This window comes from Amphritea sp. 1_MG-2023 (assembly GCF_030547545.1).
Lineage (GTDB): Bacteria > Pseudomonadota > Gammaproteobacteria > Pseudomonadales > Balneatricaceae > Amphritea.
Genome location: NZ_JAUOQE010000005.1, coordinates 25,942 through 52,010 on the forward strand (window position 1 = coordinate 25,942; position 26,069 = coordinate 52,010).

General features: G+C 48.4%; 22 protein-coding genes. 15 read left to right on the plus strand and 7 right to left on the minus strand.

Annotated elements, in window-relative coordinates; all coding sequences use genetic code 11:
• The first annotated feature begins 3 nt into the window (after window positions 1-3).
• From dnaE to rpoS, 12 genes are all read left to right on the plus strand, one after another.
• Complete coding sequence (gene dnaE / locus Q4488_RS04385; protein ID WP_303579249.1) at window positions 4-3,498, plus strand: DNA polymerase III subunit alpha; 3,495 nt, start codon at window positions 4-6, stop codon at window positions 3,496-3,498.
• Window positions 3,499-3,615: 117 nt separating this feature from the next.
• On the plus strand, window positions 3,616-4,569 hold the full coding sequence (locus tag Q4488_RS04390; protein ID WP_303579250.1) for an acetyl-CoA carboxylase carboxyltransferase subunit alpha: 954 nt from the start codon (window positions 3,616-3,618) through the stop codon (window positions 4,567-4,569).
• 43 nt (window positions 4,570-4,612) lie between these two features.
• On the plus strand, window positions 4,613-5,974 hold the full coding sequence (gene tilS / locus Q4488_RS04395) for a tRNA lysidine(34) synthetase TilS (RefSeq protein WP_303579251.1): 1,362 nt from the start codon (window positions 4,613-4,615) through the stop codon (window positions 5,972-5,974).
• Window positions 5,975-6,040: 66 nt separating this feature from the next.
• Window positions 6,041-7,672 carry a CTP synthase gene (locus tag Q4488_RS04400; RefSeq protein ID WP_303579252.1) on the plus strand — a complete coding sequence of 544 codons (1,632 nt, stop codon included), beginning with the start codon at window positions 6,041-6,043 and terminating at the stop codon, window positions 7,670-7,672.
• A gap of 30 nt (window positions 7,673-7,702) precedes the next feature.
• A complete protein-coding gene (gene eno / locus Q4488_RS04405; RefSeq protein WP_303579253.1) occupies window positions 7,703-8,998 on the plus strand; it encodes a phosphopyruvate hydratase in 1,296 nt (431 codons plus the stop codon).
• A gap of 78 nt (window positions 8,999-9,076) precedes the next feature.
• Window positions 9,077-9,400, plus strand: coding sequence for a cell division protein FtsB (gene ftsB / locus Q4488_RS04410; RefSeq protein WP_303579254.1), 324 nt, complete (start codon window positions 9,077-9,079; stop codon window positions 9,398-9,400).
• A 17-nt stretch (window positions 9,401-9,417) separates the two neighbouring features.
• On the plus strand, window positions 9,418-10,470 hold the full coding sequence (gene truD / locus Q4488_RS04415; RefSeq protein WP_303579255.1) for a tRNA pseudouridine(13) synthase TruD: 1,053 nt from the start codon (window positions 9,418-9,420) through the stop codon (window positions 10,468-10,470).
• Complete coding sequence (gene surE / locus Q4488_RS04420; protein ID WP_303579256.1) at window positions 10,470-11,219, plus strand: 5'/3'-nucleotidase SurE; 750 nt, start codon at window positions 10,470-10,472, stop codon at window positions 11,217-11,219. The genes truD and surE overlap by 1 nt, the downstream gene beginning before the upstream one ends.
• Window positions 11,220-11,245: 26 nt before the next feature.
• A complete protein-coding gene (locus Q4488_RS04425) occupies window positions 11,246-11,884 on the plus strand; it encodes a protein-L-isoaspartate(D-aspartate) O-methyltransferase (protein WP_303579350.1) in 639 nt (212 codons plus the stop codon).
• Between the two features lie 24 nt (window positions 11,885-11,908).
• Window positions 11,909-12,847, plus strand: a complete 939-nt coding sequence (locus Q4488_RS04430; RefSeq protein WP_303579257.1) for a DUF368 domain-containing protein — start codon at window positions 11,909-11,911, stop codon at window positions 12,845-12,847.
• A 3-nt stretch (window positions 12,848-12,850) separates the two neighbouring features.
• Window positions 12,851-13,732 carry a peptidoglycan DD-metalloendopeptidase family protein gene (locus Q4488_RS04435; protein ID WP_303579258.1) on the plus strand — a complete coding sequence of 294 codons (882 nt, stop codon included), beginning with the start codon at window positions 12,851-12,853 and terminating at the stop codon, window positions 13,730-13,732.
• 72 nt (window positions 13,733-13,804) lie between these two features.
• Window positions 13,805-14,788: an RNA polymerase sigma factor RpoS gene (rpoS, locus tag Q4488_RS04440; RefSeq protein ID WP_303579259.1), complete on the plus strand. Its 984-nt coding sequence runs from the start codon at window positions 13,805-13,807 to the stop codon at window positions 14,786-14,788.
• 259 nt (window positions 14,789-15,047) lie between these two features.
• Here the strand turns inward: rpoS and mutS are convergent, their stop codons facing one another.
• Entirely contained in the window at window positions 15,048-17,639 is a 2,592-nt protein-coding gene (gene mutS / locus Q4488_RS04445; protein WP_303579260.1) for a DNA mismatch repair protein MutS, read from the minus strand.
• A 178-nt stretch (window positions 17,640-17,817) separates the two neighbouring features.
• Here mutS and Q4488_RS04450 point away from each other — a divergent pair, with 178 nt between their 5' ends.
• Window positions 17,818-19,113, plus strand: coding sequence for a site-specific integrase (locus Q4488_RS04450; RefSeq protein WP_303579261.1), 1,296 nt, complete (start codon window positions 17,818-17,820; stop codon window positions 19,111-19,113).
• On the opposite strand, the gene Q4488_RS04455 is transcribed toward Q4488_RS04450, so the two are convergent.
• Window positions 19,089-19,811 (minus strand): hypothetical protein, encoded by a 723-nt coding sequence (locus tag Q4488_RS04455; RefSeq protein ID WP_303579262.1) that lies wholly within the window; start codon window positions 19,809-19,811, stop codon window positions 19,089-19,091. The genes Q4488_RS04450 and Q4488_RS04455 overlap by 25 nt on opposite strands.
• A 132-nt stretch (window positions 19,812-19,943) precedes the next feature.
• On the opposite strand from Q4488_RS04455, the gene Q4488_RS04460 reads away from it, so the two are divergent.
• Window positions 19,944-21,416 carry a hypothetical protein gene (locus tag Q4488_RS04460; RefSeq protein WP_303579263.1) on the plus strand — a complete coding sequence of 491 codons (1,473 nt, stop codon included), beginning with the start codon at window positions 19,944-19,946 and terminating at the stop codon, window positions 21,414-21,416.
• A gap of 26 nt (window positions 21,417-21,442) precedes the next feature.
• Here Q4488_RS04460 and radC read toward each other — a convergent pair whose 3' ends face one another.
• The 5 genes from radC to Q4488_RS04485 all read right to left on the minus strand — a co-directional run bounded on the left by radC (window position 21,443) and on the right by Q4488_RS04485 (window position 25,437).
• Window positions 21,443-21,937: a DNA repair protein RadC gene (radC, locus tag Q4488_RS04465; protein ID WP_303579264.1), complete on the minus strand. Its 495-nt coding sequence runs from the start codon at window positions 21,935-21,937 to the stop codon at window positions 21,443-21,445.
• Between the two features lie 21 nt (window positions 21,938-21,958).
• Window positions 21,959-22,768, minus strand: a complete 810-nt coding sequence (locus tag Q4488_RS04470) for a DUF932 domain-containing protein (protein ID WP_303579265.1) — start codon at window positions 22,766-22,768, stop codon at window positions 21,959-21,961.
• Between the two features lie 136 nt (window positions 22,769-22,904).
• Complete coding sequence (locus Q4488_RS04475) at window positions 22,905-23,849, minus strand: hydrolase or metal-binding protein (protein WP_303579266.1); 945 nt, start codon at window positions 23,847-23,849, stop codon at window positions 22,905-22,907.
• A 97-nt stretch (window positions 23,850-23,946) separates the two neighbouring features.
• Window positions 23,947-25,002 (minus strand): YqaJ viral recombinase family protein, encoded by a 1,056-nt coding sequence (locus tag Q4488_RS04480; protein WP_303579267.1) that lies wholly within the window; start codon window positions 25,000-25,002, stop codon window positions 23,947-23,949.
• A 105-nt stretch (window positions 25,003-25,107) separates the two neighbouring features.
• The gene (locus Q4488_RS04485) at window positions 25,108-25,437 is read right to left on the minus strand and encodes a hypothetical protein (RefSeq protein ID WP_303579268.1); all 330 of its coding nucleotides are present in this window, start codon (window positions 25,435-25,437) and stop codon (window positions 25,108-25,110) included.
• A 206-nt stretch (window positions 25,438-25,643) separates the two neighbouring features.
• On the opposite strand from Q4488_RS04485, the gene Q4488_RS04490 reads away from it, so the two are divergent.
• Window positions 25,644-25,841, plus strand: a complete 198-nt coding sequence (locus Q4488_RS04490; protein WP_303579269.1) for an AlpA family transcriptional regulator — start codon at window positions 25,644-25,646, stop codon at window positions 25,839-25,841.
• Window positions 25,842-26,069: the final 228 nt, after the last annotated feature.

Below are 26,069 nucleotides of genomic sequence, written 5' to 3' on the forward strand. Positions count from 1 at the left end.
GAAATGACTGATCCCGCATTTGTACATTTGCGTCTACACACGGAGTTTTCACTGGTTGATGGACTGGTTCGTATTAAAGAACTAGTGAATGTTGCGAAAGATCAACAGATACCGGCGATTGCGATTACTGATCAGGTGAACTTGTTCGCGTTGATTAAGTTTTTTAAGGCCACTACTGGGGCGGGTATTAAACCTATTTTTGGTGCCGATATCTGGGTCGAAAATGAGACTGACCCCGACAGCTCTCCGTATCGTATGACGCTATTGTCGATGAACGATCAGGGCTATCGTAATTTGATGGAGTTGATCTCACTGGCCTATGAACAGGGTCAGAATGTGCAACCGGAATTGGCGCTATTAAAGAAAAGCTGGATTGCAGAACGTTCCGCTGGATTGATCGCTTTATCAGGCGCTAAAGAGGGTGAGATTGGTCGTGCGTTAGCCGATAATGACTCGGCTCAAACGGTTTTAGAGCAGTGGCAGGCAATCTTCCCCGGTCGGTTTTATCTTGAAGTTCAGCGTACCGGACGTCCCGGTGATGAGCGTTGTGTGCACGCGACGGTGCAATTAGCGCATGATACGGGATGTCCTTTGGTGGCCACTAATGAGGTCATGTTTTTACGTCCGGAGGATTTCGAGGCGCATGAAGTGCGCGTCTGTATCAATCAGGGGCGTACGCTCGAAGACCCGCATCGGCCTAAAAATTACAGCTCTCAACAGTATTTGCGCTCGGCGGAAGAGATGGTTGAGCTATTCAGCGATATCCCTTCTGCGATTGAAAATAGCGTCGAAATAGCCAAACGTTGTAACGTTGAACTCGATCTTGGTACTTACTACCTACCCAAATACCCTATTCCAGATGGGGTAACGATGGATGAGTTTTTTGCCGAGGTTTCGTGGAAGGGCTTAGAAGAACGCCTGGATATCTTGTTGGATAAAGATGATCCTGACTATGCCGAAAAACGCCGTCCCTATGACGAACGATTACGCTTTGAGTTAGATATCATCACTCAGATGGGTTTCCCAGGCTACTTTCTGATCGTCATGGATTTCATTCAGTGGGGTAAGGATAACGGCGTGCCCGTGGGGCCGGGACGAGGTTCGGGTGCTGGTTCATTGGTTGCTTATGCGCAAAAAATTACCGATCTAGATCCGTTGGAATACGATCTACTGTTTGAGCGATTTTTGAATCCGGAACGGGTATCGATGCCCGACTTCGATATCGATTTCTGCATGGATAACCGTGATCGGGTCATCGACTATGTCGCTGAGACTTATGGCCGTGATGCGGTTTCTCAGATTGTGACTTTCGGTACGATGGCCGCTAAGGCGGTGGTACGTGATGTGGCGCGGGTTCAGGGCAAGCCCTTTGGTCTGGCGGATAAACTATCTAAACTGATTCCATTTGAAGTTGGCATTACCTTGACGCGGGCGATGGTCGAAGAGCCTCAGATGAAGGCATTCGTGGAATCGAGTGAAGAAGCACAAGAGATTATGGAGATGGCCCTTAAGCTTGAGGGCCTAACCCGAAATGTTGGCAAACATGCCGGCGGCGTGGTGATTGCACCGACTAAGCTGACAGATTTCTCGGCCACTTACTGCGATGAGTTTGGGCATGGATTGGTCACGCAGTTTGATAAGAGTGATGTCGAGGAAGCGGGGCTGGTTAAGTTCGACTTCTTGGGTTTGCGGACGCTGACCATTGTCGATTGGGCAGTTAAAACCATCGACAAGATTCGCGCGAAGACGGGTGAAGCGCCACTGGATATTGCGCTGATTGATTTAGAAGATAAGGCAACCTTTGAGCTGCTTAAATCAGCCGAAACGACGGCCGTCTTTCAGTTAGAATCCAGCGGTATGAAAGACCTCGTGCGACGCCTAAAGCCTGACCGCTTTGAAGATATTGTGGCATTGGTGGCACTGTTTCGTCCAGGGCCACTCCAGTCGGGCATGGTGGATGACTTTATCCTGCGTAAGCATGGTCAAGCAGAGCTTGCTTATCCACATGCGGATTATCAGTTAGATAGCCTGCAACCCGTGCTGGAGCCAACCTACGGTATTATCCTATATCAAGAACAGGTGATGCAGATCGCTCAGGTGATGGCCGGTTATACCCTAGGCGGCGCGGATATGTTGCGTCGAGCGATGGGTAAGAAAAAACCTGAAGAGATGGCTAAGCAGCGTAGCTCTTTCTTAGAAGGATCGGCTGCCAATGGTATCGATGCGGATCTGGCTGGTAATATCTTCGATCTGGTTGAAAAGTTTGCCGGTTATGGCTTCAACAAATCGCACTCGGCGGCCTATGCCTTAGTGTCCTATCAGACTGCTTGGTTGAAAACTCATTACCCTGCGCCCTTTATGGCGGCAGTGCTCTCTTCTGATATGCAGAATACCGATAAGGTGGTGATCTTTATCGAAGAGTGTCGCACCATGAAGCTACCACTGGTGCTGCCCGATGTTAACTGGGGTGAATACATGTTCACCGTTAATGATAAGGGTGAAATTGTCTATGGCCTAGGGGCGATTAAGGGGGTCGGTGAAGGCCCAATTGAAGCCATTGTGGCGGCGCGCTCTGAGGCGGGTCAGTTTAAAGATATTTTTGATTTTTGTAAGCGTGTCGGCAGTAAGAAACTCAATAAACGCGTGCTCGAGGCGTTAGTGCGTTCTGGCGCACTGGATCATCTCGGGCCGGATCGTGCTCAGTTATGGGCCTCGATCGGAGAGGCGCTAAAAGCGGCCGATCAATCCGAGCGTAATCAGAACGCGGGGATGTTTGATCTGTTTGGTGAAGTCGAAGCCGAGCAGCCGCGTGAGCCTTATGCTGAGTATATGAAGCTGCGACAGTGGACCGATAAGGAACGTCTTCAGGGCGAGAAAGATACCTTAGGGCTCTATGTAACGGGGCATCCTATTGATGAGTATGAAGCCGAGCTGCCTCACTTCATTACGCGCCGTATTGCTGAGCTTGTGCCGCAGCGTGGGCAGCAGCAAAAGATGCTGGGCTTGGTGGTGGATGTTCGGGTTAAGAAAACCAAAAAGGGTGATTCGCTCTGCTTTGTTACCTTGGATGATCGGACGTCCCGTATCGAAATATCGTTGTTTGGGGAAGCCTACGATGAATATCGTCCACTCTTGAATAAAGATGCCATATTGCTGATCGAAGGCGAGATCTCGATAGATAGTTATTCCGGTACTGATAAGCTTAAGGTACGCGGCAATAAAATTGTCGATATTACTCAATGCCGCGCACGATATGGCAAACATATCGAGATCGATTGTAACGCATCGCAGCTGAAAGATCGGCCACTGAAGGCCTTCGGCGAGTTATTAGAGGCGCATAAAGGCCGCGTGACGATGCCGGTTGCGTTGCGTTATAGCCGTGACGATGCCTCGGCGACACTCTGTTTAGGTGATGCTTGGCAGGTGCAGCCAACGGATGATTTACTACTCAAGCTTAAAGATCAGTTTGGTGGTGAGGCGGTCAGGATTCGCTACTGATTCAGGGTGGTTCTTAAACCCGACTCGGGGTAGAATTAAAGCAACTTTTTATCGTCGGTCGACCCCTGTTGTGACGGGGCTCGGCCGAAACGCAGCGAACTTACGGAATATTCATAAATGAATCCCAATTATCTGGATTTTGAACAGCCAATTGCAGACTTAGAAGCAAAAATTGAAGAGTTGCGTCTGGTTGGCGATGACAATGAGCTGAATATTGAAGAAGAGATCTCAAAATTACAGGCGAAAAGCCGTACTCTGACGAAGTCTCTTTTTACCGATCTAAGTGAATGGCAAATCTCTCAGGTTGCTCGTCATCCTCAGCGTCCTTATACCCTGGATTATGTGGACATGATCTTTGATGAGTTCGAAGAGATTCATGGCGATCGTCATTTTGCCGATGATCGCGCATTGATCGGCGGAATTGCGCGCTTGGACGGCCGTCCAGTGATGGTGATTGGTCATCAGAAAGGCCGTGAAGTGAAAGAAAAGGTGCGTCGCAATTTTGGTATGCCACGTCCTGAAGGTTATCGCAAAGCGTTACGCTTGATGGAGATGGCCGAACGTTTCAAGATGCCCATTCTGACCTTTATTGATACCCCAGGGGCTTATCCGGGTATTGATGCGGAAGAGCGTGGACAATCGGAAGCGATTGCTTTTAATCTGGCCGCGATGTCGCGTCTAAATACGCCGATTATTGCAACCGTTGTGGGTGAAGGCGGCTCGGGCGGTGCGTTGGCTATCGGTGTCTGTGATGAACTGATGATGCTGCAATACTCTACTTACTCGGTTATTTCTCCTGAAGGTTGTGCCTCTATCCTGTGGAAGAGTGCCGATCGTGCACCGGATGCCGCGAAGGCGATGGGGCTCACCTCTGATCGCTTGCATGCGTTGGGCTTGGTGGATCAGGTCGTTGATGAGCCGCTGGGTGGCGCGCATCGAGATCATGGTTTGATGGCGGCTAATTTAAAGAAACATCTAGTCGAGACGTTGGAGCGCTTGAGCGATATTGAGCAAGATGCGCTGATCGAACGACGCTATCAGCGACTGATGTCCTACGGTATCAGTCAGTAACCTTCAGCAGCACTAGAACCGTCGGCTCAACCGGCGGTTTTTTTTGCCTGTCAGTATTTGTAAGACGACCATCGATATTATCATGAAAGATCTGCAACATTACTTTAATCAGCAGCTTGAGAGTCACGCCGATGGTGTTCAACGTTGGGTGATCGGCTTAAGTGGCGGATTAGATTCGGTGGTGTTGTTGCATCTTGCGGCTAACGCTCTACCTGCCGAGCAGTTACGGGTCATCACGGTTGATCATCAATTACAGCCGGCATCATCTCAGTGGGCAGCCTTTTGCGGCCGTTTAGCCGCATCGTTACAGCTACCTTTTCAGCAGCAAAAAGTCACGGTAGATCAAAGTGCAAGTCTCGAGCGTGCGGCGCGCAATGCCCGCTATCAAGCATTCGAGCAGTTGTTACAGCCGGGTGACTGTCTGTTGCTGGCTCATCACTTGAATGATCAAGCGGAAACCTTACTGTTTCGTATGCTGCGAGGCGCAGGGGTGCGCGGTATGGCGGGGATGCCGCAGACGCGGGCCCTAGGTCAGGCGGTATTGTTGCGGCCGTTATTGCATGTGTCTCGACAACAGTTGCATCAATGGGCTGAAGCAGAACAGTTAGAGTGGATCGATGATCCGAGTAATCAAGACCTGACATACGATCGCAACTATCTACGGCATAAAATCATGCCGTTGTTACAGGCTCGCTGGCCGGGGTTTACGCATCGTTGGGCTGATATGGCAACGCATATGTGTGAAGCGGAGAGGCTGCATTATGACTTGGCGGAGATCGATTATGCAGCGGTGCGGGGCGGTGATGGATTGAGTTGTGCTGCCTTAATGGCATTGAGTCAGGCACGGCGGAATAACCTGCTACGCTTCTGGTGTCGTAAGGCGGGAGTTTGGCTCGGTGAGCGACAGCTGCAGGCGGTTCAGTCATTGCTGTTGGCGGCCGATGATCGGCAGCCGCTGTTAACGTTAGGAAAGCAGCAGTTGCGGCGTTATCAGGGCACGTTATTGTTACAGCGGGCGCCGCTGGAATTAAGCTGGCAGCATCGCTCACTGACTGCCGAGGGTATTCAGCTACCTCAGGGATGTTTAGAGGTGTGTGATAGCGATGCGAGTGTCGCTGGATTAAAGACGCTGACCAATGTGAGTGTCCGTAATCGACAGGATGGTGATCGTTGTCGTCCGGTTGGACGTGGTGGTTCGTGTTCGCTGAAAAAGCTTTTTCAGGAGTATAAAATTCCTGCCTGGCAAAGAAATGCCTGGCCCGTGTGTGTGGTGGGTGATGAGATTGTGGCTTTGCCGGGAATCTGTATTTGTGAAGATTGGCAGAGTGAAAAAAAAGGCCAGGGTTTTGCATTGAATTGGCAGCCAATTGCATTGTCTGATCCGGGTGATTCTGATACCCTGTAGCCCCATCTTTAGTAGCTGTTTTTTGAACAGCGCGACTCACTTTTCACGACCAGATACAGGTTCCTCATGACGCGATATATTTTCGTCACAGGTGGTGTTGTTTCCTCATTGGGGAAAGGCATTGCATCCGCTTCACTCGCAGCAATTCTTGAAGCCCGCGGGCTGAAAGTGACTATGCTGAAATTGGATCCGTATATTAACGTAGATCCAGGAACCATGAGTCCTATTCAACATGGTGAGGTATTTGTCACCGAAGACGGTGCCGAAACGGACCTTGACTTAGGTCATTACGAACGCTTCATCCGCACTACGATGAGCAAACGCAATAACTTTACTGCTGGCCGCGTGTATCAGCATGTGCTGCGTAAAGAGCGTCGGGGTGATTATCTAGGTGGAACGGTTCAGGTTATTCCACATATTACCGATGAGATTAAACGTCGAGTCCTGGAAGGTGCAGGCGATGCGGATATTGCATTGGTTGAGATCGGTGGCACTGTCGGGGATATCGAATCCTTACCCTTCATGGAAGCGGTTCGGCAGCTGAAAGTCGAGCTAGGCGCGCGGCGCGCGATGTTTATGCATCTGACGCTAGTGCCTTATATTGCCACGGCGGGTGAAATTAAGACCAAACCTTCGCAGCACTCGGTAAAAGAGTTGCGCTCGATTGGTATTCAACCCGATATTCTGGTGTGCCGCTCTGATTTCGCGTTGCCGGTGTCATCGCGGCGTAAGTTATCATTGTTTACCAATGTTGAAGAGCGTGCCGTGATTTCTCTGCCTGATGCGGATTGTATCTACAAGATTCCACGCATGCTCAGCGAACAAAAGCTGGATCAGATTGTTATTGAGCAGTTTAATATGGAATGCCCAGCGGCGGATCTCAGCGAATGGGATCGCGTTGCCGATGCGAAACTCAATCCGCACCGAGAAGTGACCATTGCGATGGTTGGCAAGTACATGGAGCTGCTGGATGCCTATAAGTCGCTGATCGAAGCGATCTCTCATGCCGGTATCGCTCTACGAACTAAAGTTAACATCAAATATATCGACTCTGAACAGATTGAGCGTGATGGTGTTGATCTATTGGAAGATGTCTCCGCTATTTTAGTCCCTGGCGGCTTTGGGGAACGGGGTGTTGAAGGAAAGATCGCCGCAGTTCGTTATGCTCGAGAGAACAAGGTGCCTTACCTAGGCATCTGTCTGGGTATGCAATTGGCCGTGATTGAATATGCGCGTCATGTTGCAGGCATCACCGATGCGAGTAGTACCGAATTTGATGCCAATGCTAGCTCGCCACTGGTGGGCCTGATCACTGAATGGATGACCGAAGAGGGCGCTAAAGAGATTCGTGGTTATACCGATGATCTGGGCGGCACGATGCGCCTGGGAGCGCAACTTTGTACGCTGAAAGAAGGTACTAAAGCTTATCAGGCCTATGGTTCTGGCGAAATTAAAGAACGTCATCGTCACCGTTATGAAGTGAACAACAATTATGTTGCACAGCTTGAAGAGGCAGGCCTGATTGTTTCTGGTCATTCTGTTGATGGTGAATTAGTTGAAGTCGTCGAAGCGCCGGATCACCCATGGTTTGTTGCGTGTCAGTTCCACCCAGAATTTACCTCGACACCAAGGGATGGCCATGGTTTGTTTAGAGGTTTCATCGAGGCTGCGTTAACTTACGCCGGTCTTGAAAAATAAAGAATAGTTATTATTTTTGGAGTTTAATCAATGGCACAGATTGCTGACATTAAGGCCCGTGAAGTTCTTGATTCCCGTGGCAACCCGACCGTTGAAGCGGATGTGATTCTAGCTTCCGGTGTGATGGGATCTGCCTGCGCACCTTCAGGTGCTTCTACCGGTTCTCGCGAAGCGCTAGAGCTGCGAGATGGCGATAAAGGCCGTTATTTAGGTAAAGGTGTGCTGAAAGCCGTCGCTGCTATCAATGGTGTCATCCGTGATGCTTTAGTGGGCATGGATGTTACCGATCAGCGCGCATTGGATAATAAAATGTTAGCGCTGGACGGCACTGAGAATAAAGAGCATCTCGGCGCGAATGCTATCCTCGCGGTTTCATTGGCAGCCGCCAAAGCGGCAGCGCTGGTTAAGGGGATGCCGTTGTACGCGCATATTGCGGATATCAATGGTACCGCTGGGCAGTTTTCCCTACCAGTGCCGATGATGAATATCCTTAACGGTGGTGAACACGCTGATAATAACGTTGATATTCAAGAGTTTATGGTTCAGCCGGTTAACTTTACTAAGTTTTCCGATGGCTTGCGCTGTGGTGCCGAGATCTTTCACTCTCTGAAGGCGGTACTCAAGGCTCGTGGTCTGAGCACGGCGGTCGGTGATGAAGGTGGTTTCGCGCCTAATTTGGCATCCAATGAAGAAGCATTGGTGGTCATTAAAGAAGCGATCTCTAATGCGGGCTATGAGCTTGGTAAAGACGTTACGCTAGCCCTCGACTGTGCTGCTTCTGAGTTCTATAAAGAGGGCCAGTATGATCTGTCCGGTGAAGGTAAAGTGTTTGATGCCGAAGGCTTTAGTGATTACCTCGCTGAATTGACCGAGAACTATCCTATCGTATCCATCGAAGATGGTTTGGATGAATCAGACTGGGATGGTTGGGCCTACCTGACGAAGAAAATTGGCGACAAAGTTCAGTTGGTTGGTGATGATCTGTTCGTTACTAATACGAAAATTTTGCGCCGCGGCATTGAGCAGAGCATTGGTAATTCAATCTTAATCAAATTCAATCAGATCGGTTCACTGTCTGAGACGCTGGATGCGATTAAGATGGCTAAAGATGCAGGCTTTACGGTGGTTATCTCACATCGTTCTGGTGAAACAGAAGATACTACCATTGCTGATTTGGCCGTTGGTACTGCTGCGGGTCAAATTAAGACGGGTTCACTGTGTCGTTCTGATCGTGTGGCTAAATATAACCGTCTGCTGCGCATCGAAGAAGAGTTGGGTGCTCAAGCTGTCTACAATGGCTTATCTGAAATCAAAGGTCAGGGTTAATTTCTGACCGATTTGTGAAATACTAGGGGGCTTAACGCCCCCTTTTTTGACTACATAGAATAAGAGTACTGTCGGACTGTGTTTCGCTGGAGTTTATTTCGTGCGATTGTGTTGTTGCTGTTGATCAGTTTGATCGGACTGCAGTATCGGCTATGGTTTGGCGAAGCAAATCTCAGGGATGTGCAGGCATTACAGCAGGAGATTGTGCGGCAGCGGGCTGAAAATGACCTGCTCGTGAATCGTAACCATCAGTTAGATGCCGAGGTCAAAGATCTCAAGCAAGGACTGGCAGCGTTAGAAGAGCGAGCCCGAAATCAGTTAGGCATGGTGAAAGAGGGTGAGTCCTTTTTTCAATTAGTGCCTGCCCTGCCCAACAAGCCTCCGGCCGATACCGGACAGTAACGGAACCCCTTGCGCTCATGAATTTTCCAACAGCATTACACTATTTATATGGTCAACCCGTCAGTCATGCGGTGATTCGTACAGAGCCTGACGATTTCAGAGTGACAGAAGAGCTATCGTTCGAGCCTGAAGGCAGTGGCGATCATGTGTTTCTTTATATTCAAAAAACGGGTGAGAATACCGACTGGGTGGCACGGCAGTTGGCGCATTTCTGTCAGGTAAGCCCCAAAGAAGTGGGCTATGCCGGCAAGAAGGATCGTCACGCCATCACCGAGCAGTGGTTTAGTGTGCATCTGCCGGGTCGTGCCCCCCTTACATGGTCATTGTTTGAAACCGAGACGATTAAAGTACTCAAGGCGGTTAAGCATACACGTAAGCTTCGCTTGGGCAGTCTTAACGGTAATCGATTTCAGATACGTTTGCGGCAGGTCACTGAGGCTGATGCCTTGTTGCAAAAGGTCGATGCTATTCGGGCAGGGGTTCCCAATTACTTTGGTGAGCAGCGGTTTGGCCATCATGGCGGTAATCTCGATAAGGGCGCTTTACTGATTGCCGGTAAGTTAAAGGAACGTCAGCGACATAAGAAAGGTTTGTATATTTCGGCGGTGCGTTCGTTTATGTTTAATCAGTTGGTCTCTCAGCGTATCGGGCAGTGTTGTTTTACTCAGCCGATGTCCGGCGATGTATTGATGATCAATGGTCGTCAAAGTTGCTTTCCCTTTACAGCTGACGATGCCTCAATTATGCGCCGTTTACAGTCTGGTGATCTGCATTTAACCGCCGCAATGTGGGGGCGTGGGCGGTCAATCTGTACAGACATCGCCGCCGCGTGGGAAATTGAGCAGTTACAGCCTTGGCAAGCGCAGCTCGAAGGGCTAGAGCGTTTGGGGCTGAATCAAGAGCGTCGCTCGATTAGATTAATGCCGAGTCATTTAACGATTGAGCGGGAAGCGGATGATCAGTTTTTACTCGCCTTTAATCTCCCCGCCGGAAGTTTTGCGACCAGTGTGTTGCGTGAAATAGCACAGCTATCGTCGGCAATGGGGCAAGTGGAAGTAGAGGCAGAATAATGAAATTATTATTATCGAATGATGATGGTGTTTATGCCCCGGGACTGGCTGAGCTGGCTCGGATTTTAGCACAGGACGCTAATGTATTAGTGGTCGCTCCTGATCGTAACCGTAGTGGTGCGAGTAATTCGTTAACATTGGATCGCCCCCTCGAAGGACATCGTCATCTGAATGGCTTCGTGGGTATTAATGGCACGCCGACCGATTGTGTACATCTCGGTATGGGGGGGATTTATGGAGATGCCCCTGATATGGTCATTTCTGGCATTAATTGTGGATCGAATCTCGGTGATGATGTGATCTATTCAGGCACCGTTGCCGCCGCGATGGAGGGACGTCATCTGCATTTGCCCCCGATAGCGGTATCGTTAGCCGGGAGTAACCCAGTGCATTACGATACGGCTGCTGAAGTCGTGCGACAACTGATCGATAATATTCAAGGGTTGGTATTGGCCCCGCGGACGGTGTTGAATGTGAATGTTCCCGATCTGCCACTGGATCAATTGAAAGGTACTCATGTGACTCGTTTGGGGCATCGAGTGGTGGCTGATGCGCCGGTTGAATCGCTTGATCCACGCGGAACTCAGCGGTTTTGGATTGCGGGTGCAGGCGAAGCCGCCGATTGCGGCCCAGGGACTGATTTTTTCGCAGTGAAAGCCGGTTATGTGTCGATAACACCGATTAATATTGATATGACTCAGTATTCCGCTATGGATAATCTGAGCAACTGGTTAGAGGATGCAGAGTGAATAAGTTGCAGTTGCAGGGTATTGGGATGACTTCCCAACGCACTCGCAGCAGGCTGGTGCAGCGGCTGAAGGAGCAAGGTATCTGTGATCAACAGGTGCTGGATGTCATGGCTAATACGCCGCGGCATATTTTCATTGATGAGGCGCTGTCCCATCGAGCCTATGAAGATACCGCGTTGCCCATTGGCTTTAACCAAACGATTTCTCAGCCTTATATTGTTGCACGTATGACTGAGATTTTGTTGGCGGGAGGTGCGCTGGAGCGAGTACTCGAAGTGGGTACAGGATCGGGCTATCAGACAACCGTTCTGGCACAATTAGTTGATAAGGTCTTCAGTGTTGAACGGATTAAACCGTTACAAGATAAAGCTCGGCAACGGTTTGCCTGGCTGAAGATTCGTAATGTGTCTTTGAAACACAGCGATGGTGGCATGGGGTGGAGCGAGCGAGGCCCATTTGATGGCATTATGGTGACGGCTGCGCCGCAAGAGGTGCCCGCCGAATTATTAGCGCAGTTAGCTGTCGGTGGGCGCTTAGTAATTCCGGTCGGTGGGACGCAAAATCAGCAACTTAAACTGGTTCTGAGGGTCTCAGAAACAGACTATGAAACATCAGTACTCGAAGGGGTTAAGTTTGTACCTCTTTTAAGTGGTACGGTACGCTGAGCCGCTTTTTTTACGGAATATGATATGAATACCAAGCGTACAATTCGAGACTATATCGGATTATTTTTCAAAGGCGTCATGATGGGGGCGGCGGATGTGGTACCGGGCGTCTCCGGTGGTACGATCGCCTTTATCACCGGCATCTATGAAGAACTGATTAATACCATTAAAGGGTTTAACCCAGCAGCACTGCGCGTGCTGTTTCAACAAGGGCCGGTGGCTTTTTGGCAACAAGTTAACGGCACTTTTTTATTGGTACTGTTAGCGGGTATTGTCGCCAGTATTGCAACCATTGCGGGGGGCGTTCTGTTTTTACTGGCGAATTACCCGATTCTGTTATGGTCATTCTTTTTCGGCTTAATACTCGCATCGGTGTGGTTAGTGATGAGCCATATAGAGCGATGGGATATGAATCTTATGTCCAGTTTCATTATCGGTGCATTACTTGCGTATATGATTACCCGAGTCGCGCCGGTGAGCGTTGAACCGACCGCCATGATGGTGTTTATCTCAGGGGCTATTGCGATTTGCGCGATGATTTTACCGGGTATTTCTGGCAGTTTTATCTTATTGTTGTTAGGTATGTATGCGCATATTTTAACCGCGGTTAAAGGGCTCGATATTCAGTTAATTAGTCTGTTTATGCTGGGCTGTGTCGTCGGTATTATGAGTTTCTCACGCCTATTGAGCTGGATGTTTAGCCATCATCGACAGGTGACGTTGGCGCTGTTGGCGGGCTTTATGCTGGGTTCATTGAATAAAGTCTGGCCGTGGAAATATACGCTTTCTTATACCCTCAATCGGCATGGAGAACAGGTGCCGTTGTTGCAAGATAATGTGTTGCCTTGGCACTTTGAGAGTATGACGGGGCAATCGGCATTTCTCTTGTGGGCGCTAGGCTTAACTCTCGTGGGCATGGCTATTGTTATCGTAATGGGGCGCTTTCAAGCTGCCAAGGAATAGATTATGGTGAGAGCACCTGTCGATACCTTCAGCGCGATAATACTTTCGATCGTTGTTTTGATGGTGTCTGCCTGTAGCTCTACCAGCCGTTATACGCCGATTGACGAACGCTCAATTGGCGGGCGTCATACGGTAAAAGTGGTGAGTAGCCAAGTACCGGATCAGTACCGTGTTCGTCGCGGTGATACCCTCTATTCAATCGCATTTCGCTATGGGCTAGATTTTAGGCAGCTGGCGCGCACTAATCATATCAACGATCGCTATGATATCTATCCGGGACAAACGCTCTTGCTTAAGCCGACGGCCCTTGCTGCGACAACATCAGCGGCGCTCAAACCGGTCAAAAAATCGACACCCGTGAGCGTCACTCAACGGCCTAAGTCATCGCCTGAAAAAAAGCTTGTGGCTGAGAAAAAAGTCGTGCCGGCGAAAAAAGTTGCCACTGCCTCGGCGCCCCTTAAAGCGTCAACACCGCCATCAAGGGTTACTTCCGTCAACCCGTCTAAGCGTGAACTCAGTTGGCGTTGGCCTGCCTCTGGACAGGTGATTCAGCGCTTTAGTAATAAAGGCAAAATCAATAAGGGTATTAACTTTGCTGGTCGTAAAGGCGAGCCTGTTTATGCGGCTGAGTCGGGCAAAGTGGTTTATGCCGGTAGCGGTTTATTAGGTTATGGAAACCTCGTCATTATTCATCATAATCAGAAATATCTTAGTGCTTATGCGCATAACAGTCGCATTCTTGTAAAAGAAAGTGATATGGTAAAAATAGGTGACAAGATTGCTGAGATTGGCAATAGTGGAGCCGCCCGAACAATGCTGCATTTTGAGATTCGCAGAGATGGCCAACCTGTTGATCCAATGTTGTATCTGCCGCGTAAACGATGACTATTTAATTGATTATCACTAAGCAGTAACCAATAAAAAGTAATAATAACTAGGTTACTCGGGATTAATACCATGGTAAATGCAGAAAATAATGAGCTGGATACGGTTTCAGTTGATGTTGATGAAACTAAGCAAGCGGGTAAAAACAGCGATGAACCCAAGTTTTTAAACAGCGGTCGTGGCAAGGGTAGTATGGCCCATGACGATCTGCTGAGTGCGAAATCACTCGATGCTACACAACTCTATCTCAATGAAATCGGCTTTTCGCCGCTGTTAACCGCAGAAGAAGAGGTGTATTTCTCGCGACTGTCGCTACAAGGTGATGAACCTTCTCGTAAGCGGATGATTGAAAGTAATCTGCGGTTAGTGGTTAAAATCGCGCGCCGCTACATTAATCGTGGACTGACACTGCTGGATCTCATTGAAGAGGGTAATCTTGGACTCATACGGGCCGTCGAAAAATTTGATCCCGAGAGAGGCTTTCGCTTCTCAACTTACGCAACGTGGTGGATCAGGCAGACAATCGAGCGAGCTATTATGAATCAAACTCGGACGATTCGATTACCGATTCATGTGGTCAAAGAGTTGAATGTTTACCTACGAGCAGCACGCGAGTTGGCGCAGAAACTCGATCATGAGCCGACGGTTGAAGAGATCGCGGCGGCCGTTGATAAACCGGTTGAGAATGTTGAGAAGATGTTTGGTCTCAATGAGCGTGTTACCTCGATCGATGTGCCGGTAGGTAAAGACTCCGATAAGATGTTGCTCGATACCATTGCCGATGAGGAGTCTTCAGACCCTGAAACATTGCTGCAAAACTCAAATATTAGCGGTAACTTAGAGGGCTGGTTGAGTATTTTGCCCGAAAAGCATGCTGAAGTTTTATCCCGCCGGTTTGGTCTTCGAGGCTACGAGATGAGCACCCTAGAAGAGGTTGGTAAAGAGATCGGTTTAACTCGAGAACGGGTGCGGCAAATACAGGTTGAGGCGCTTCGCAAGTTACGTGAAATTGTTGAACGTAATGGCCTCAGCGGCGAAGATCTACTAAAAGGCTAATCAAGTATCGCTTGTGGATAAAAAAACCGGGTCATTATACACCCGGTTTTTTCGTTTAAGGCTGGCGCGTTAAGGCTTTTGCTTAGGGGAGGTGCGAATAAGTCAATTACGCCTCTGTAAGCCCAGAAGGGCGGATATTAGAATGGTCATCTACCTTGTCAACCAGCTTGAAAGGTCCAGACATTTCGCTGCACTGGCTTTCGCGTATCTGGCCATTCTCATGTCGGCAGAGAACATAACGGACTTATTCGCACCTTCCTTAGCTACGTTCAGCTTCTTTCTTGAGCGTATAGATTAACTCGAGTGCCTGACGAGGCGTCAGGTTATCGGGCTCTAATGCCTGTAGTTGGGTTAACGCGGGATGTGGTCGTGGCGCCACAAAGAGGTCATCCTGTACCGGTGGCGGTTGACGTCGTTGTTCGGTTTGTCCGGTATCTTCTTCTAACTGAATGAGCTTGTCTCGGGCACGGTTGATGACATGACTCGGCACCCCAGCTAATTGAGCCACTTGTAAGCCATAGCTCTGACTCGCCGGTCCTTGCTGAACCTCGTGCATAAAAACGATATGATCTTGGTGTTCCATCGCGGTTAGATGGACATTGAAGACGCTTTGGCAGAGCTCCGGTAATACCGTTAACTCAAAGTAATGGGTGGCGAATAATGTCATGGCTTTGACTTCATTGGCGAGATATTCAGCCGCCGACCAAGCCAAGGATAAACCATCGAAGGTACTGGTGCCGCGCCCCACTTCATCCATTAATACTAAGCTTTGTTCTGTGGCGTTATGCAAGATATTCGCCGTTTCCGTCATTTCTACCATGAAGGTTGAACGACCGCCAGCCAGATCGTCTGATGATCCCATACGGGTAAAGATTCGATCGACGAGACCAATAGTGGCCGATTGTGCCGGCACGTAACTCCCAATATGGGCGAGCAAGGTGATCAGTGCGGCTTGTCGCATATAGGTGGATTTACCCCCCATATTCGGGCCTGTAATAATGAGCATCTGTCTGGCGGGCGATAGATCAAGATTATTCGCGACGAAAGGTGACTCTAAGACATCTTCGACGACGGGATGACGTCCGCCGATCACTTGAATTTGCGGCACATCGGTTAGGGTCGGGGCGGTATAGTCGAGTGTATCGGCACGTTCGGCAAGATTGCACAGCACATCGAGTTCGGCGAGCGCCGCCGCGCTATCTTGAAGTTCAGCCAGTTGTGCTGCGAGAGTTTCGACGAGCGCTTCATAAAGCGATTTTTCTCGGCTGAGTGCGCGGCTTTTGGCACTGAGGGCTTTGTCTTCAAACGTCTTGAGCTCAGGGGTGATATAGCGTTCGGCGTTTTTAAGTGTTTGACGGCGAATATAATCGGCGGGCACTTCGGCTTTTTGCGCCTTACCAATTTCGATAAAATAGCCATGCACTCGGTTATAGCCGACCTTCAACGTGGCGATACCGGTTCGTTCACGTTCACGGGTTTCCAGCTGAACCAGATAGCTACCGGCATTTTCGCTCAGGCTGCGTAATTCATCTAGCTCGGTATCATAACCCTCGGCGATGACGCCACCGTCTCGAATAACGACGGGCGGATTGTCGACCACGGCACGGTTTAATAGGCTGCACAGCTCAGGAAAGGTACTAGCGGTTTCGGCAAGGCTTTTGAGGCGTGCAGGTTGCGTACTGACGAGTAAGTCTTGAATATCCGGTAGCACTTGAAAGGCATTTTTTAACCTTTCAAGATCACGCGGGCGTGCCGAGCGAAGCGCAATGCGAGCCAGTACTCGTTCAATATCACCGATCTGTCGTAACGCCGGTGATATTTTTTCGAAGCGATAATCACTGATTAGCCATTGCAAGGCGGCTTGACGGGCTTGTAGTGTGTTACGGCAGCGTAGCGGCTGGTTAAGCCAACGACGTAACATACGACTACCCATCGCCGTTGCGGTTTTATCAATCACCGATGCGAGTGTATTGTCGCGTCCGCCAGCCAAGTTTAGATCTATTTCAAGATTTTTACGGGTAGCGGCATCAAGAATAACGCTTTCATCGCGCTGTTCGAGAATCAGGCGTCTGATGTGAGGCAGGGCGGTGCGTTGAGTGTCTTTTGCATACTGTAGTAAGCAGCCAGCGGCTCCCAGTGCGACGGGTAGGTGGTCACAGCCGAAGCCGGTTAGGTCTTTTGTTTGAAACTGCTGACAGAGTAACCGTTGCGCGGTTTCTGGTTCAAAATTCCAGGGGGCTTGTGGCCGTAGCCCGCGATAACTTTGCAGTTGATCGGCAAGACTGTAACCATCATTAAAGAGAATCTCAGCGGGTTTGATGCGTTCAAGTTCACCGTGCAGCGCTTCCTCGCCGTTGATTTCCAATAAGCTGAAACGGCCAGTACTGATATCGACAATGGCGATGCCATAGCGTTGTTGATCTGTATTGATAGCGATCAACAGACTATCTCGTCGTTCATCTAAGAGGGCTTCATCACTTAAGGTGCCCGGTGTGACAATGCGCATCACTTGACGCTCGACAGGCCCCTTACTGGTGGCCGGGTCACCGACTTGTTCGCAGATGGCGACGGATTCTCCGGCGCGCACAATTTTAGCGATATAGCCATCGGCGGAATGATACGGAATCCCCGCCATTGGAATCGGATTACCGGCAGATTTACCCCGTGCGGTCAGCGAGATATCGAGTAATTGTGAGGCCTTTTTGGCATCATCGAAGAATAGCTCATAAAAATCGCCCATACGATAGAAGACGAGTTGCTCAGGATGTTCGGCCTTAATCTTAAGGTATTGCTGCATCATTGGTGTGTGTATGTCTTTAGGTGATTGTTTTTCTTTGCTTTTATTGGTCATAAGTCACTGAAATTTAATGAAATTGTTGTAATATCTGTTTTTTGTTATTTCACTACATCCCATGATATTCCACTGCAGCGCAAAGATTAGTATAGGTTCTTGTGTAGTTTTTTTGATTGTTTTGCAGTGTTATCATAAAACCTATACTAGTTCGGCAGATTGGCTTGGAGATAATGTAATGGCAGCGTATCAGGGTAGCAAACCGCTCACCTCAAAAACAGTTGAGAATATGAAACCTGGAAGCCCTGATCGATCTGATATTGGTGAATACCGTGGTTTGCGAGTTAGCCGTGGTAAATCAGGAAGGACTTCTTTTTATTACAGGTATCGTAGTCCTTTAACAGGCAAACTGGTACAGATGAATATAGGCCGATTTCCAGAGATATCTTTGGCTGATGCCAGGAACCAGTTTTTAATTTTGAAGGAGATTCGTTTATCCGGCCTGTGCCCTGTCAATGAGCAAAAGAAAAAAATAGAGGCTGAGGCCGTAATTGCATATAAAGAGGCTGTAGATGCCTCTCACCAACGTTTTAGCGTTAAAGATTTGATAGATCTATATCTAGAAGAGTATATCGAAGATCGGAAGACTACTGATGGTAAGTTTGTTTCGGGTGCTAGAAAGCCAAAAGGGCAATCAGAGACGAGACGTACGCTTGAAAATGATCCAATGAAAGAGTTTGGTTTGCTTGAGGCTAAGGATTTGACTAGGCAGATGGTGGTTGAACATATCCTTAGCATTGTTCATCGTGGGGCTAATGTACAAGCAGGTAATGTACTGCGTGAGCTAAGCGCAGCCTACGAATACGCGATAGGTCTTGGACGTTTACCCATGGATTTTGCTAACCCAGCGTTGCTGGCTAAAGCAGGGTTAAGGCAAGCGAAAATAAAGCTGACGAGTCAACGGGGTAAGAGAGCACTATCTGATAATGAACTGGAAAAGCTTCTTCGATGGTTGCCTGGGTCAATGTATACCGATACGCAAAAGAATGTTATCAGGTTTACGCTATGGACTGGATGTCGGTCGGGTGAGGTCTGTGCTGCCGAGTGGGGGGCTATCGATCTGGTGAAAAGCACATTTCATATCAGAGAATCTAAAACGGGTGCCGAGCGATACGTTCAATTACCGAGGCAAGCAGTAGGTTTTTTGAAGGTGCTACGCTTAAATTCAGATAAATACCTGTTTCCCTCTATTAAAACAAAGCTTCCTATTCAGCAAAAACAACTGACAGAGCAGGCATGGAGGATGCGAACAAAAAACAGGATGCTGGATATTGAACCTTGGACTCCCCATGACCTGCGTAGAACTGTGAGGACTGGGCTTTCACGTTTACGCTGCCCTAACGAAGTTGCTGAAGCCGTGTTAGGACATGCGCGTGGTGGAATCGAAGGAACATATGATCTTCATCGTTATGAGTCGGAATGTAAAGAATGGTTGCAGGCCTGGGCTGATCATTTAGATGGCTTGGTTAATTGAGAGCTCTGAGCAAAAATGTCAGCTGCTTTATCTATGTATTCCGCAGCTAGTTCACTATCAATATCCTTCAATGGCGGTTCTAAAATAATGGCATCAGTAAGGTCTTTTAGCTCCGTCAATAATGCTAATAGATCGGCCTTTTCTTTCTCTAGTGTGTAGATATCCCTTTTAAAATTCTTGATAGCTATCTTTTGAAATTTTTCTTGGCTTTCCATTTGCTTTTGATGTCGCTCCTCTATTGCGTTTTTTTTGTCCTTGAATCGTTGTTGCTCCTCTTTGTGGACCAACTTATTAATATTCGAAAGCTCTATTAGTAAGTCATTAATCAGCTCCCCGGTGCTTTTGCCCCAACTAGCACAGGCTTTTTGTAAAGTGGTATATGCCTCTTCTGAGATGTTCAGATGAACGACATGCTTCTTAAATCTGTGTTTCTCTGCCCTCCATGCTCCCATCATTCGTCGAACTTTTTCAGCGGCTTCCAAGGTGCCTCTTGTCGAGCAAATATAGCCAATTATGGCGTTGCGATTAGCATTGAGCCGCTTGCTGTCAGAGCCGGGAAGAGGGTTGTTTCTTAGGTACTTTACAGACCAGTTGAGTAGATCTGGTTCCCTTTCAGCGTGCCTCTCGAACCAGCTTTCAAGTTTTTGTTGAATATCTTCTCTGTGAGGAATGCCGCTTTGGCCATCAAAGCTGTTCATGTTGTTTCATGCCTTTTTATCGTGCTGCGAATAGAACTCAATAATCATTATAGTAACGTTACTATAACGTAATACAAATAACAGTCTTTTTTGTGATATACTGCCCATTGCTGCTACTTAGGATAGTCATAGATGGATGCTTATGCCGTTCTTCGCGTGAAGACAAAAAAAACCGAATTGGTCTATACCGGCCGATCTTCAACACTCGAGCCACGAAAACATTCGCTCAGTGACGCTGTTGAATTATCACCTGAAGAAAGGCTGGCGCTATTTAGACTGATCCTAATAGTTCAAGAAAAAGGTCAGCACTCTTTAAAGTGGACAGTAAAAGAACTGGCTGATGTCTGCGGTTCAAATGTCGCGTCAGTGGGTTCATTGATTCCAAAGCTTAAAGGGTGTGGCTTAATTGAACCTGATATTATGAGGCCGATTACCCATGGTGGCAGGAGTTCATCTATTGTTACCAGTGAATGCAAGTACCTGCTGAAGCAATCGGCTTGGATAGAGGATTACCCTATCAGAGCCTTGCAGCGAAGAGTGCTGTTGCCTGAAGAGGGCTACAACCCCGAAAAAAAGAAGAGGGGCGGCTTTTCCAGGTCAAACAGATGGCTTTTAGCTGTGTTGCTGGAATATTCTAACCTTATGGGTGTAGTTGATGATCTTGGTGGTGCTGAGTTACGCTCCTTGACTGGATTGACCAAAGAGCGTTTAAGAGCGCAGATTCTGCAGCTTAAATGCCTTGGTTTTCTACATGCAGTTTCACCAGGTATATCTGGCAGTCCCTTCTTCGGCATAAAGCCATCAGTTTATTACCTGAATCTTCATCATCCATATTTCGAATCTGAGCGTCTTCCGGGTTTTACGATTTTGATTCGGAATGGGATCATTGACGAAACAAATTTCCCTCCTGACATAGAGATGCAAGAGAGCATACGGAGAGAGGTTTTATTAAAAAGCCGGAAGCCTATAGCACAACTACAGAGTGTGCAGCAGACCAATTTTTATACAAGCAAGTATTTGATGAATCATGTAAACAATCCTTATTTACCTCACCTTGAAAGTGTGGTGGGACGAATGACATCGTTTTTCTTGTCAGAAGATTTTGGCAAGCATGTGACAAAGTATGATTGTAAAGCAATGGAGCTTCTCAGCAGTATGGTTGCTAATCTACAGAGCAAAGAACTTGAGGAGGATACGAGCGATTTCAAGAAGCAAAAGGAGGTAGTGTATGAAATATCTGAACGGCGGATGTTGGAGGTGTCGCAGTTTCTTTTAAAGTACAGTGGCATCAATATTGATGAGTTGCGTAATTATAAATATATGCTTCTTCCTGTAGGCTACATTAAAGGAAATCCCCGCATTATTTTTGCTATTGAGGTCTTTCCAAAGGAAAAAAACAATAAAGCATATAAATGCTTGTTTATAAATGTAAAAATGAACGAAATTGGAAAGAGATTCTCACAATGCGAGTCAACAAAAGAACTAACTGCTGAACAGAGATTCGCTTTTGGTTTCATTGATAAGCAGATGTTAGAAAAAGTAAAAGCTTTGAATATGCCCGTTTTTGATGGTAGACCAATCAGTGATTCCCCCCTTGAAACCTGAGGTTTAATAGGTTTCAAGGGGCTGCTTTAGATCAACCCGCGTTCGGCAAACGACACAGTCCCTTCAACACCCACGACGATATGATCCAGTAAACGCACTTCAACTGTTCCTAGGGCCTCCTGCAGCCGGTTGGTGATATCACGATCAGCTTGACTAGGATCGGGGTCACCTGACGGGTGGTTGTGAACTAGAATGACCGCCGCTGCATTTTGCAGCAGTGCCTTCTTTACTACTTCACGCGGATACACACTTGCTGAGTTGATCGAGCCCATGAATAGCTCAACGAACTCGATGATCCGGTGGCGGTTATCCAGCAAGATCATACCGAACACCTCTCTTTCGTAATTCATCAGCAACGTTTGTAGAGAGCTGATAACAGCATCCAGGTTTGATAGAGGGCGGCCACGTTTAAGTCTTCTACGGGCAAGCAGATTGGCTAGTCGCATCAGTTCACTATCGGTCACCGCTTCGGGTACGACATAGGTGCCAGGGAGTTCCCCAGCGATAAGTTGTGTTGTCATTGTTGTGATCTCCTTGATGTCTCAGGCTGCCTGGGATTGGCTTTTAAGCTGGGCAAAATGCTCGGTAAGCTGCCACAGTGCCCGGTTAAGTCGGACATCTTCAGTGACAGAGCGGATAGCGCGAGTACGAGTGTTACGCCCACTACAGGAGCGTCCAGACATACCACCTTTTAGTAGGTTTTCTTGGGCACGGTTAAAGACTCTCCAGAGGTCTTGATCTCGGTCTTCAGAGCGTCTTGCTTGTAGTAGTGCATCAGGTTGGACGGGGCTGATCTCTCGCCAGTCTTCGCCATAGCGCAGCGTGAGGGCTGATTGTGCGAATAGGCGTGATTCTTCGGGGGTTAGCCGCATTGACTGAAATAGGTCAACGCTACCAGCCAGGTTAGGTACTTCATCAATCAGTGCGATAGAACCATCCAAAATCTGATCGACAACCTGGTTGCCATGTCTTACCCGGATACCGCCCATCTCTCCGACAGGGGTGACCATCCCGTTACTACAAATTAAACGGAACAGCCCTAGGTCTAACTGATATGCCGCTGTACGGTCGTGACTGTTGGTTAGGACTAATTCGGCTACGCTATCGCCGACCATGATCTGACGGTCGGGGTCCTGACGAAAGCGAACCATGTGACGGGTGGTATCTCGATGCTCAGGATTACGAACGCGTGTTTGTTGTGCTCTAACAGGGTGCCAGCCTTCAGTTTGCAAGGCATTGACCACCTCAATGGTGGGTACAAAGCCATAACGGTTGGATACAGCCAGATCGGGGGCTTGAGCAAAAATGGCCGGAGCCTGACGATATAATTGATCGTGAGATAAAGTATTCATGTTGAGTCTCCATACCTGCACAGAAAAACCCCACAGGGTTATTGATCCCGGCAGGGTTTGTTGTGATTTAAAGGTTTAAGTGTTGTTGCTGGTGGAGTTCGACGTTATCGCCGAGGGTTGCATTGACTGAGTCAGATCATCCAGCAGGGTGAGGTGCTGACGGTGTTACACGGATCGTCTTTGATTTAGCGACAAGCTTTTGAGTTAGTTGTTCAGGATTTAGCCCATTGCGAGGTAAGCCCTTATTCCCGTGTTTATTGGTGTTCGCTGGAACTTCACTTTCGTGGGGATAAAACTCTTCCACAATGGCGGCAGCATCTTCCTCCTGTTCTTCAAAGTCACCATTGGCAAAGCCCAGTCGGGCTGCTTGATCCAAGGCTTCTTGATTAAAACCGACTTCATGCCGGTCTAATGCCATCTGTTGCGTTTTAGCGAGTGCTTCTTCCAAGTCCATCCCTTCTCGTAAGGTGATATCCACGTAATAGATTGGCGTTCCGTGACTTTGTCGGGTTGATTTACCCCGTAAGCGTAACGCTAATGGCAGGCAGGCCAGTTTGTTATCGGATATTGCTTTAAAGTACTGCAGCCGTGCAGCTAACGTGCGTATTGAGTTGAAGCCTGTGGTACGAAAGATAAACGTGCCTAAAGGATCCTCATCGCCGACCACAACATTTAATCGAGCATAAGGCTTACAACGTCCCCCTTGAGCTAATTCGCAGCCATCAGGGCTTGGACAGGGGAGCGACTGCATCCCTTCAGGGGTTCGGCGTCGGCATTGCTCACCATCACCGACACATAAAGGTCTGGCCGTATTGCGATCAAATAGGGAATACTCAGCCCTTAAGTTTAACTCTGGCTCATTAAAGAGCAGCCGAATCGGAATTTGGCGTAATTTATCGCCTTGGGTTTCTCGTAGTGATTCATCTAAAGGGTGTGGCAACCAGCCATTACGTGTTTGGACTTGTGATGTCAGTGTGAACTGATCATCTTTTTGCGGCAGACGTTTACCGTCTTTTTCGATCACCTTGCCAATGGCGATACGCCCCAAAATAGGTGGGGTAATAGCGAGACCTTTTAACATGGTTTATCTCCAATGAATTGAAAAAGCCCCACGTCTACTGAATAGGCGGGGGCTTAATCGGAATAACGAATGAGTGATGCTGACACGATGATGTGATTCAGCGGTTATGCACCACAAAACGACGACTGCCTTGTTTGATGGTTAGGTACTGCTTTATGAGATCAGGCTGTTCCTGCTTTAAACGTGCGAGATCAACCGAGCGGGTATCGGCACTCTTCTTCCAGGTAATACGCCCGTCAGAAAAACACGCTTCACTGGCACAGCCCATTGCTTGCTGTAATTGGTGTTTCAATTGAGCTTCTTGCTGTTTGGTACTTGCTAACATGGAACGCACAGCCTGCAGTTGCTCGAAAGCATCCGTTAGTTTGGTATTTTCCGTTAGATCCAGAACTTCGTGATCATCATCGGGATATAGACTACGCAACGCTCTCTCTGCCGATTCACTGGCATCTGCCAGAGGCGCTATATCTTCTTCCACGTGCCGCCAGAAATCCTGTTCCAGGGTTGTCAGGCGTTCGATCAGTACCTCATCCCGTAACAGCCGGAAAATGCGTAGTTCATTGCCACCGACGAGCACCGCAACATCAGCCGCGTCTTGTCCGGTAACCGCTAGCTGATGCATGACCTGTAGTTGTACATACTCAGGAACACCGTCACGCCATAGCTTAGCGCCATTGATCCCCGCCGTTTTACACTCCAGTATCTGGACATCACTGGACCCAGCGACTTCACGATCTAGATTGGCCAGCATCCAGGGGTAATCTTTATGCTGTAGTACTGCGTTAACCCGACGCACCTTATGTCCAGTACGTTTTGCATAATGCTCCGCCACAATGGGTTCCAGTACAGTCCCCCAGAACAGTGGCCCGTTATCGTCATCTGATTGCGGGGCGTCTGGTGTTTGAGTGTCACTCAAACGTCCTGTTTTCTCCATCCAAAGCTCTAGTTGTGATTTGTAAGGATTTAGACCCACGGCTGCCGCCGCATCAGAACTTCCTATACCGGTTTGACGAATAGCCAGCCAGGTATCGCGATCCATCTGACGCGTATTAACCAAACGATGGGCGCAGCCATGACGACGTTTGGTGGTATTGAAAAGCGACTGGTGATGTTCAGCCTGCAGATTATTGAGTGATTTAATAGTTGTAGTCATAACGACCTCCTACTCCTAGACGGCATAACACCCGGCACTGGGCCGGGTGCCTAGGAATCAGTTGTGAGTAAATGAAAAAGGGGCGAGTACTAAGCGGGGCTGATGTTAGCTATTAACACGGAAGGTGTGACCGCAACTGGAACAGGCATAGTTGTCTAATACTTTCTCATCGACGACTTTACCCATGTTAGCTCCAGCAACGCTACCGGTTGTTCCACCGACTAAACCACCCAGTAACGCGCCAGCAAGGCCGCCTAAAGCCATACCGATAGGACCACCCGCAGCGCCAGCGATAAAGCCTGCTTGCGCACCGGTTGTTGCACCAGCGATACCAGTTGCCGTACCAGCAACGCCACCGGTGATGCCGCCGATCTTGCGACCGACATCGCGAGTAGTGATTTGAGTTGAACCGCAGGCTGGGCATGCAAATGACATATTGATTCTCCTAAATTGAGGGTAAGAACCGGGCTGAATAGCCTGGTAGGACAGTGGTGTACTGTTCTCAAATAGGTGATATATGTCTGAAAGTTTTTTATTTGAACGATGATTGGTTTTGATGTCCTGCCGTAATCCTATTACGTCTCAGTAAGTTTTTACATAGCTCCCCTATCGCATGAACCAAATACTTTCGGAGAAAATTCATGCGACTCTTACGTTTACCAGAAGTACAAAAGGCAACTGCACTGTCCCGTTCCAGCGTTTACCGCTTAATGAACGCGGGAACGTTTCCCGCTTCTATCCAGCTTAGCGCCAAGTCTATTGCCTGGGTGGAAGAAGAGGTACAAAACTGGATTCAGCAACGCATCGCCGAGCGTGATAGCAGTTCGACCTCAATGTGACGACAAACCATTCAGACAATGAGACCTGTGCCTCATTGTCTTTATCCACAAGCCCATAATAGTTTCCCAGAGTAGCCTTATTGGAAAATCAACGAGAACTATCGGTATATTGATAGTAAACACCGACAAATCTCGTTAAAAATTTCCGGTATAGGAATATAACCCCCTCCCAGCTATCCAGGCGTGTTAAACGCCAACATCTATAGTATACGCATCATCTGCAGATCA

What these genes read in the sequence shown, in the direction of transcription:
- dnaE (WP_303579249.1), top strand. Translation starts at nt 4, where the DNA reads ATGACTGATCCCGCATTTGTACATTTGCGTCTACACACGGAGTTTTCA.
- Q4488_RS04390 (WP_303579250.1), top strand. Translation starts at nt 3,616, where the DNA reads ATGAATCCCAATTATCTGGATTTTGAACAGCCAATTGCAGACTTAGAA.
- Q4488_RS04400 (WP_303579252.1), top strand. Translation starts at nt 6,041, where the DNA reads ATGACGCGATATATTTTCGTCACAGGTGGTGTTGTTTCCTCATTGGGG.
- eno (WP_303579253.1), top strand. Translation starts at nt 7,703, where the DNA reads ATGGCACAGATTGCTGACATTAAGGCCCGTGAAGTTCTTGATTCCCGT.
- truD (WP_303579255.1), top strand. Translation starts at nt 9,418, where the DNA reads ATGAATTTTCCAACAGCATTACACTATTTATATGGTCAACCCGTCAGT.
- surE (WP_303579256.1), top strand. Translation starts at nt 10,470, where the DNA reads ATGAAATTATTATTATCGAATGATGATGGTGTTTATGCCCCGGGACTG.
- Q4488_RS04425 (WP_303579350.1), top strand. Translation starts at nt 11,246, where the DNA reads ATGACTTCCCAACGCACTCGCAGCAGGCTGGTGCAGCGGCTGAAGGAG.
- Q4488_RS04430 (WP_303579257.1), top strand. Translation starts at nt 11,909, where the DNA reads ATGAATACCAAGCGTACAATTCGAGACTATATCGGATTATTTTTCAAA.
- Q4488_RS04435 (WP_303579258.1), top strand. Translation starts at nt 12,851, where the DNA reads ATGGTGAGAGCACCTGTCGATACCTTCAGCGCGATAATACTTTCGATC.
- rpoS (WP_303579259.1), top strand. Translation starts at nt 13,805, where the DNA reads ATGGTAAATGCAGAAAATAATGAGCTGGATACGGTTTCAGTTGATGTT.
- mutS (WP_303579260.1), bottom strand. Translation starts at nt 17,639, where the DNA reads ATGACCAATAAAAGCAAAGAAAAACAATCACCTAAAGACATACACACA.
- Q4488_RS04450 (WP_303579261.1), top strand. Translation starts at nt 17,818, where the DNA reads ATGGCAGCGTATCAGGGTAGCAAACCGCTCACCTCAAAAACAGTTGAG.
- Q4488_RS04455 (WP_303579262.1), bottom strand. Translation starts at nt 19,811, where the DNA reads ATGAACAGCTTTGATGGCCAAAGCGGCATTCCTCACAGAGAAGATATT.
- Q4488_RS04460 (WP_303579263.1), top strand. Translation starts at nt 19,944, where the DNA reads ATGGATGCTTATGCCGTTCTTCGCGTGAAGACAAAAAAAACCGAATTG.
- radC (WP_303579264.1), bottom strand. Translation starts at nt 21,937, where the DNA reads ATGACAACACAACTTATCGCTGGGGAACTCCCTGGCACCTATGTCGTA.
- Q4488_RS04470 (WP_303579265.1), bottom strand. Translation starts at nt 22,768, where the DNA reads ATGAATACTTTATCTCACGATCAATTATATCGTCAGGCTCCGGCCATT.
- Q4488_RS04475 (WP_303579266.1), bottom strand. Translation starts at nt 23,849, where the DNA reads ATGTTAAAAGGTCTCGCTATTACCCCACCTATTTTGGGGCGTATCGCC.
- Q4488_RS04480 (WP_303579267.1), bottom strand. Translation starts at nt 25,002, where the DNA reads ATGACTACAACTATTAAATCACTCAATAATCTGCAGGCTGAACATCAC.
- Q4488_RS04485 (WP_303579268.1), bottom strand. Translation starts at nt 25,437, where the DNA reads ATGTCATTTGCATGCCCAGCCTGCGGTTCAACTCAAATCACTACTCGC.
- Q4488_RS04490 (WP_303579269.1), top strand. Translation starts at nt 25,644, where the DNA reads ATGCGACTCTTACGTTTACCAGAAGTACAAAAGGCAACTGCACTGTCC.